Below are 7,933 nucleotides of genomic sequence, written 5' to 3'. Positions count from 1 at the left end.
CGAACGCTCCAGCCGGAAGCAACCGGAGCAGTCATGGAGGTGACGAAATGGCTGAAGCCTTCGGTGTAGCTGGTCACATATAGGTGACGGCGCGAGTGTGCGGGCCGCAACGCGAGTAAACGCCGAGCAAGCCTCGAAAAGGACGATGTGCAGGCCGACCCGACCGCAATTTCGGGGGAGGCTGAAACGACTGGGTGAGACGAGCGAAGACGACGCCCAGTCGCTGCACCGGGGTACTGGCGGCAGCACGGGTACACAAGGAAAGCGTACGCAACACGGGAAGCCCCATGGGGTCAGGGATGATCAACCGGACGCCCGCGAGGGATAGGCCGGGCGCCGTGGGGTGGCGGAGAGGTCCGTAGTACCTGTGAAGCCGGGTAACGCCGGGGGAGGGAAGGGGCCTCAGTTCAAGACAGACGCAAGACGTGGTGAAGGACCAGGAGATTGGGCAACCTCACATGGGGAGCTTTGGGTCAAGAGCGGCTGTACCAACAGCCCGCTTGCGGCGGGCAGGGGCTCTGGGGAGCGAAACCATTCTATCAATCGGCATATCGGGCCATGGTTACCATCGGTTCGTCCACCCGGATCCGCCAGAACTGATCAGGTCCTGGAAGATTTGAGACGCCCCGGGAAAACAACAGCCCCTTACGCGATTGACGTGCTTGACCCGCTCGGCGATCAGCACTTTGCGCTCGCGGCAGAGGCGGCGCCGATCTTCTTCCTCTACTGAGTTCCAAAGAGACAAAACTGGCGGCAAGATGAGTTTGGATAGCGGTCGGCGCTTCGGGGCGGTCAGATACGCCTGGCATGGTCGTCTCCTGAGTGATTGGTCGCAACCTCACTCTGCCAGAGCGTTGGTCGCTATCCTCCTCCCCATGGGATCTATCAACTCCGGACAGCGTTCAGAAACTGCAGACGGCGCTGCACGCGAAAGCGAAAACTCAGATATGAATGGCATGGCCCAAGGTCTGGAGCACGCTTTCGTGGAAGGCTTCCGTGAGGGTCGGATGGACGTGGATCGTGTCTGCGATATCCTCTGAGACGGCCCCCATCTCAAGCGCAAGTATGAACTCACCTGACAGCTCGGAGACATGGGCGCCAACAGCTTGAATGCCGACGATCCGGTGGTTGTCGCGGCGGGCAAGCACGCGAATGAACCCGCCATCGTCCCCTGCCGCCATGGTCAGGGCGCGGCCGCTTGCTGCGAAGGGGAAGATGCCGGTCACGATGTCGATGCCCCGATCCTTCGCTTCGGCAGGCAGAAGACCGGCGCTCACGATCTCGGGCTCGGTGAAGCACACCGCGGGGATCGCCACTGGATCGAAGGTCCGGCGCTTCCCGGAGATGATCTCGGCCACCATCTCACCTTGCGCCGATGCCTTATGCGCAAGCATCGGCTCGCCAACCAGATCGCCAATCGCCCATACGTTCCGCATCGCGGTGCGGCATTGGTTGTCAATTTTCACGAAGGGGCCGGCCATCTCGACAGCCATGTTCTCCAACCCCCAGCTTTGCGTCCTTGGCCGCCTGCCGACCGTCACCAGGATGTTGTCCGCAGGGATGTCGATCTCGCCGCCGTCTCGGGTCGCGACGATGAGCGCGAACTCGCCCCGCTGTTGGCGCGAACCCAGCGCCGTGGCCGCAAGGTGCAGGGTGACCCCGGCCCGCTCCAGCCAGCGCTTGACCGGCGTCACAAGTTTTTCGTCATAGAGCGGTAGGATTCGATCGAGCGCCTCCACAATCGTTACCTCTGCGCCCATCTTGCGGAACGCGATCCCGAGTTCCAAGCCAATATAACCGGCGCCCACGACCGCCAGTCGCTTCGGCACCGCCTCCAGTGACAACGCCTCCGTCGATGAGATGATTGGGCCGCCCAAGGGCAGCGACGGCAGCTCGACAGGCTCGGAGCCGTTGGCGAGGATCACATGCTCAGCCGACACCCTTGTCGGTCCGTCGGACGTCTCAACCGTGCAGGTCTTTGCGTCCGAGAACACGGCCCATCCCATGAGCGCGCGCACCTTCGCTTTCTTGAGCAGCGCGCCGACCCCCGCATTGAGCTTGCCCACGATGCCGTCCTTCCAGCGGATGGTCTCGCCGAAATCCAGCGCAGGGGGTTCCTTCAGTGAGATGCCGAATGCACCCGCGCCGGTCTTATCCGCCATTTCCTTGAACACGCTCGCGGCATGGATCACCGCCTTGGACGGGATACAGCCGCGGATCAGGCAGGTGCCGCCCAGTCGGTCGCCTTCGATCAGGATCGTGTCGAGCCCGAGCTGGCCTGCCCTGATCGCGGCGACATAGCCACCGGGTCCGCCGCCGATGACGAGTACTTTGGTCGTGAGTGTTGTTGCCATGGTTCAGTCCATGAAAATCGCAGCCGGCTGCTCGAGACGCTCTCGGATGCACTGGACGAACTCAGCCGCATCCACGCCGTCGACGACGCGATGATCGAACGAGGAGGACAGGTTCATCATCTTGCGGACGACGATCTGGCGGTCCCGCGCCATCGGTCTCTCGGCTATCTTATTCACGCCGATGATCGCAACCTCAGGATAATTAATCACCGGCGTTGACGCGAGACCGCCCAAGAGGCCCAGACTTGTGATGGTGATGGTCGACCCGGAGAGTTCGTCCCGCGCTGCCTTCCCTTCACGTGCGGCGTTGGCCAGCCGCGCAACTTCGGTCGCGCAATCCCATATATCGCGCGCTTCCGAGTGACGGACCACCGGGACGATTAGTCCGGCGGGGGTCTGGGTCGCGATACCGATATGCACGGCTTCGTGGCGGCGAACGACCCCCTCATCGTCGTGGAAGCGGGCGTTGATCTGGGGATACGCGGACAGCGCCTTGACGATGGCCCTCATCAGGAATGGCAGCAGCGTGAGCTTGGGCTGCTCGGGCAGGCGCGTCGCGTTCAGGTAGGAGCGCAGATCTTCGAGCGCAGTAACGTCGACCTCCTCTATGTAGCAGAAATGCGGAATACGTCGTTTCGAATCCTGCATTCGTTCGGCGATGATGCGCCGAAGGCCGATGACCTTGATCTCCTCGACGCCATGCTTCTCTATAAGACCGGCCGGCGCGATGGACGTGCCCAGCACCTGACCTCCCGAGGCGATGTATGCGTCGAGATCCTGCGGAGTAATTCGGCCAGCTGGGCCGGTGCCGGGCACGAACTGAAGCTCGATGCCAACTTCGCGTGCCTTGCGTCGCACGGCCGGGGAGGCGGGAGGCCTCTCTCCGGCCGCCCTGGTGGCGAAACCGAGCTTCGACGGTGTTCTGGGCTTCTCGGCCGGCGTGGGCGCGCGCTTCGCTTTTGCCAGCGCCGGCGCGGCTACCTCCGGCTTCGTCACGGTTTGTGTCGCCTCCGGCAGCGGGGTGGCCGCCCGCCTCGCCTCGGAAGGAGCGGTCGCCACGACAGTGCCCTCGCCCTCGACCGCCAGCACGACAAGTTCCGAACCGACAGCCAGCTTCTCGCCCGGCACGCCGGTCACAGACAGGACGGTACCGGCCACCGGCGACTCGATCTCGACCGTCGCCTTGTCCGTCATGACGGAGACCAGGAGCTGATCCTCCTGAACGGTATCGCCGACTGCGACGTGCCACTGGGCGATTTCCGCCTCCGCTGTCCCCTCACCCACGTCGGGGAGCCGGAAGACGTATTGTCCCATCTCACTCCTCCATCACCCGCCGAATAGCCTCGATCACTCGTTGCGGGCCGGGGAAGTATTCCCATTCGAGAGCGTGCGGGTAGGGCGTGTCCCAACCTGTGACGCGTACCACCGGCGCCTGGAGTTTGTAGAAGCAGCTCTCTTGAACGAGCGCCGCCAGTTCGGCGCCGAAGCCGCACGTGCGCGTCGCCTCGTGCAGCGCCACGCATCGGCCGGTCTTCTCCACCGAGGTGACGATGGTATCGAGATCGAGCGGAACCAACGTCCGAAGGTCGATGACCTCGGCGTCCACGCCGCTCTCAGCCGCCGCAGTCAGGGCTACATGCACCGTGGTGCCATAGGTGATGATCGTGAGATCGCTTCCTTCGCGGAGGATCGCGGCCCTGCCGAGCGGCACGGTATAGTAGTCGGACGGCACCTCGCCCAGCGGATGGTTCGCCCACGCTGTGACGGGCCTATCGTGATAGCCGTCGAATGGGCCGTTATAGAGCCGCTTCGGCTCGAGGAAGATGACTGGGTCGTCGTCTTCGATGGCGCTGATCAGCATACCCTTGGCGTCGTACGGATTGGACGGGATCACCGTCTTGAGCCCGCAGACATGCGCGAAGATCGCTTCCGGACTCTGGCTATGCGTCTGACCGCCGGAGATCCCGCCGCCGGATGGCGTGCGGACTGTTATCGGCGCGGTAAACTCCGACCCCGAGCGATACCGCAGCCTCGCGGCTTCCGAAATCAGCTGATCGGTGGCTGGATAGATGTAGTCGGCGAACTGGATTTCCGCGACCGGACGCAAACCGTAGGCGGCCATGCCGACAGCCACCCCGACGATGCCGCCCTCCGCGATTGGTGTATCGAAAACCCGACGGCGGCCATACTTCTGCTGGAGCCCGTCCGTCACACGGAAGACGCCGCCGAAATAGCCAACGTCCTGACCGAAGACCAAGACGTCCGGGTCGCGCGAAAGCATCAAGTCGATGGCGGAATTTAGCGCCTGGACCATGTTCATGGATGGCATCCCTCAAACCCCCAATTCCTGTCGCTGACGCAGCAGATGCGGGGGCACCTCCTTGAAGACGTCCTCGAACATCGTCTTCGCGCTATGCATTGGGCCTTTCTGGTCGAGCGTGCCGTAGCTCTCCGCCTCCCGGGCGGCGGCGCGCACTTGGTCGGTCAACTCGGCGGCCAGACTCGTGTGCCGCTCCTCCGACCATTCTCCGAGAACGATCAGATGCTGCTTGAGCCGCTCGATCGGATCTCCGAGGGGCCATGCATCCGCCTCGTCGGCGGGCCTGTATTTGCTTGGATCGTCACTGGTCGAATGTCCGGACGCGCGATACGTGAACAGCTCGATCAACGTCGCGCCCAGATTGGCGCGCGCGCGCTCGACCGCCCATTGCGTAACGGCATGCACCGCCAGGAGATCGTTCCCGTCCACGCGCAGCGCCGGCAAGCCGTAGCCAATCGCTCGCGCGGCGAAGGTGGCCTGCTCACCGCCGGCGAAGCCGTAGAAGGAAGAGATCGCCCATTGATTGTTGACGACATTCAAGATGACTGGCGCGCGGTAGACCGAAGCGAATGTCAGCGCGTAATGGAAGTCTCCCTCCGCGGTCGCACCCTCGCCAATCCAGCTCGCTGCAATCCTCGTGTCACCCTTGTAGGCCGAGGCCATCGCCCAACCGACGGCTTGGCTGAACTGCGTCCCCAGGTTTCCGGAAATAGAGAAGAATCCCCCTTGCTTCGTCGAATACATGACCGGCAACTGCCGCCCTTTGAGACGGTCGCGCGAATTGGAATAGACTTGGCACATCATGTCTACCAGCGACCAGTCGCGGGCGATCAACAGTCCCTGCTGGCGGTAAGTGGGAAAGCACATATCGTCATAATTCAGCGCGAAGGCTTGGCCGACGGCCACGGCCTCCTCGCCAGTGCATTTCATGTAGAACGACGTCTTGCCCTGGCGCTGCACGCGAAACATTCGATCGTCGTAGATGCGCGTCAGCAGCATCGCCCGCAGGCCCCGTCGCACAGTCTCCGGATCCAGCTTCGGGTCCCACTGGCCGACCGCCCTGCCCTGATCGTCGAGAACCCGGATGAGGGTGTCGGCTAGGTCCCGAATCTCGCGGGCGGGCGCCGCGATATCAGGGCGATCGACCGTGCCGGCTGGCGGCAGCTGCAAATCGCCGAAATACGGCTTATCGCCAGGCCGGACTTTCGGCTCTGGGACATGCAGCTCGAGCGAGACGGAGTTTTTCAAGGCGTTCCCTCCTGCATGCGCCGGCTCGCTCCCCGCCGTGTGATCTATCATGCGTGAGATCCGATGGGCGCTTCTTGATGAAGGCGGTCATGCCTTCCTTTCTCGTCGCGCTGCGAAGCCCAAGCAGAACACGCCGCTCGGAGCAGATGCCTTCGGTCAACGTCACTTCACAGGCACGATTGACAACCTCCTTGGTCATCTAGGCGATGGGAGGCGCTACTCGCTCAAGCCACTCGGGCTACCTGCGCCAGGAAGAACGGATGCGTCGTGAGCCGAAGCTACAGCGCTCCGGACGCATTCCATACCGGAGTCGGATCGAGAGGTCCAGACGACATAGCTTTGGAGTTCGAGAAGGTTTGGCCTGGAGGAGCTTCCGCGTCCTGGCACCGAATTCGGCAAGCGCCGAGCCGCGTCGTGGTGCGATGATGCCATTGATGCCATTGATGCCTCCTGCCGCGGCGTGTTCCTTGGCTCTCTTCACGGTGAGGATCGCTTCCTGACTTCGTCTACGATCCCTGATAACGCCTTCGTCTGAACCTATACCTCACACCCTACAACGACAACTCCGCGCCGAGATGCTGCGCTGCGGCGCCGCCATGGTCCAGAGTGGCCACGGAGCATTCCAGAAGTCAGCTTGCTTCGCCGTTCCAACGTGGGACATTAAAATTGCGAGAACGGGCCTTGTGTTTCGGCTTACGCGTCTTTATGAGGGCCACACCTCCGATTGTGTGTCGGATGCTCGAATATAAGAAAAAGTGCGAGGGGAGGGACAATCATGAATGCAGCGCACAAGTTCGGTTTGTGCCTTTTTTTTGCGTTGGCCATGGCTGGGTCAGCTGCGGCCCAAAGTAGCGATGAGTTGATCGTCGGGATCGGCGTGGGGGCACCGCTTACCGGACCGGCGTCCAACTTCGGCAAAGGCGTCGAGAACGGCGCGCGCATAGCGATCGACGAGGCGAACGCGGCCGGTATCATGATCGGGGGGAAGAAAGCCAAGTTCGAGTTGCTCGCCGAAGACGATCAGGCCGATCCAAGAACGGCCACGCTGGTTGCGCAAAAGCTGGTGGACGCGAACGTCAGCGGCGTGATCGGACATGTCACATCCGGGTGCACCATTCCGGCATCGAAAATCTACTCTGACGCGGGCATCCCGGAAATTTCCCCATCATCCACCGCAGTCGCATACACCGCACAGGGCTACAAGACCACGTTTCGCCTGATCGCCAACGATGCGCAACAGGGCAACGTCCTCGGCGCCTATGCAGCCAAGCTCGGCAAGAAGGTAGCTGTCGTTGACGACCGCACCGCCTACGGTGAGGGCGTGGCCGACTACTTCGTGAATGCGGCCAAGGCCGCAGGTGTCACCGTGGTTGGACGCCAATACACCACGGACAAGGCGGTCGATTTCATGGCGATCCTGACCTCGATCAAGAGCAGGAGCCCAGACGTTCTGTTCTATGGGGGCATGGACAGCCAGGGCGGCCCAATGGCGAAACAGATCCGGAACCTCGGGCTGAAGGTTACGCTGATGGGGGCCGATGGTCTCGACACGGCGGAGTTTCTGAAGCTGGCCGGCGCTGATGCCGACGGCACCATCGCCTCCTCGCCCGGCCTGCCGGTTGACAAGATGCCGGGCGGCACGGAGTTCAATGAGAAATACATAGCTAAGTATGGCACGACCCAGCTTTACGCCCCGTATGCCTACGATTCCGTCAAGGTGATGATTGCGGCGATGGAGAACGCCGGTTCTTCCGAGCCTGCGAAATACCTGCCAGTGCTGGCAAGTATCCACTACAGCGGCGTCACCGGCCCGATTAGTTTCGACGCGAAGGGTGACTTGAACAATGCTGCGGTGACCGTGCTAGTGGTTAAGGACGGGAAGTGGGAGGTGCTGCAAGGCGCCGGAGGATAAATTTTCATAAGCAAGACGACCTGCCGGGGCGTGAGTCCCCCCTGCATCGAATGAAGAGGTCCGGCGTGGACACTTTCCTGCAGCAAATCGTAAATGGCC

General features: G+C 62.3%; 5 protein-coding genes and 2 pseudogenes. 1 reads left to right on the top strand and 6 read right to left on the bottom strand.

From position 1 onward, the window contains the following. Positions 1 to 572 precede the first annotated feature (572 nt). The 6 genes and pseudogenes from ACLP25_RS31120 to ACLP25_RS31095 all read right to left on the bottom strand — a co-directional run. Positions 573 to 724, bottom strand: a pseudogene (locus tag ACLP25_RS31120) (IS110 family transposase); the annotation flags it as partial. A 217-nt stretch (positions 725 to 941) separates the two neighbouring features. Further along, the gene (gene lpdA, locus ACLP25_RS31115; RefSeq protein ID WP_442472948.1) at positions 942 to 2,354 is read right to left on the bottom strand and encodes a dihydrolipoyl dehydrogenase; all 1,413 of its coding nucleotides are present in this window, start codon (positions 2,352 to 2,354) and stop codon (positions 942 to 944) included. Between the two features lie 3 nt (positions 2,355 to 2,357). Continuing rightward, positions 2,358 to 3,668: a dihydrolipoamide acetyltransferase family protein gene (locus ACLP25_RS31110; protein WP_442472947.1), complete on the bottom strand. Its 1,311-nt coding sequence runs from the start codon at positions 3,666 to 3,668 to the stop codon at positions 2,358 to 2,360. A gap of 1 nt (position 3,669) precedes the next feature. Then, positions 3,670 to 4,683, bottom strand: coding sequence for an alpha-ketoacid dehydrogenase subunit beta (locus ACLP25_RS31105; RefSeq protein ID WP_442472946.1), 1,014 nt, complete (start codon positions 4,681 to 4,683; stop codon positions 3,670 to 3,672). A gap of 3 nt (positions 4,684 to 4,686) precedes the next feature. Next, a complete protein-coding gene (locus tag ACLP25_RS31100) occupies positions 4,687 to 5,673 on the bottom strand; it encodes a thiamine pyrophosphate-dependent dehydrogenase E1 component subunit alpha (RefSeq protein WP_442472949.1) in 987 nt (328 codons plus the stop codon). A gap of 129 nt (positions 5,674 to 5,802) precedes the next feature. Beyond that, positions 5,803 to 5,973, bottom strand: a pseudogene (locus ACLP25_RS31095) (hypothetical protein); the annotation flags it as partial. Positions 5,974 to 6,697: 724 nt separating this feature from the next. On the opposite strand from ACLP25_RS31095, the gene ACLP25_RS31090 reads away from it, so the two are divergent. After that, positions 6,698 to 7,834 carry a branched-chain amino acid ABC transporter substrate-binding protein gene (locus ACLP25_RS31090; RefSeq protein ID WP_442472945.1) on the top strand — a complete coding sequence of 379 codons (1,137 nt, stop codon included), beginning with the start codon at positions 6,698 to 6,700 and terminating at the stop codon, positions 7,832 to 7,834. The last annotated feature ends 99 nt before the right edge of the window (positions 7,835 to 7,933 follow it).

The sequence above is a fragment of the Roseiarcus sp. genome, from assembly GCF_052145395.1.
Taxonomy (GTDB): domain Bacteria; phylum Pseudomonadota; class Alphaproteobacteria; order Rhizobiales; family Beijerinckiaceae; genus Roseiarcus.
This window is presented reverse-complemented; position numbering and strand designations above follow the sequence as displayed.

Bases quoted from the DNA above. Each gene is read 5' to 3' on its own strand.
- lpdA (WP_442472948.1), bottom strand. From the start codon at position 2,354: ATGGCAACAACACTCACGACCAAAGTACTCGTCATCGGCGGCGGACCC.
- ACLP25_RS31110 (WP_442472947.1), bottom strand. From the start codon at position 3,668: ATGGGACAATACGTCTTCCGGCTCCCCGACGTGGGTGAGGGGACAGCG.
- ACLP25_RS31105 (WP_442472946.1), bottom strand. From the start codon at position 4,683: ATGCCATCCATGAACATGGTCCAGGCGCTAAATTCCGCCATCGACTTG.
- ACLP25_RS31100 (WP_442472949.1), bottom strand. From the start codon at position 5,673: ATGCTGCTGACGCGCATCTACGACGATCGAATGTTTCGCGTGCAGCGC.
- ACLP25_RS31090 (WP_442472945.1), top strand. From the start codon at position 6,698: ATGAATGCAGCGCACAAGTTCGGTTTGTGCCTTTTTTTTGCGTTGGCC.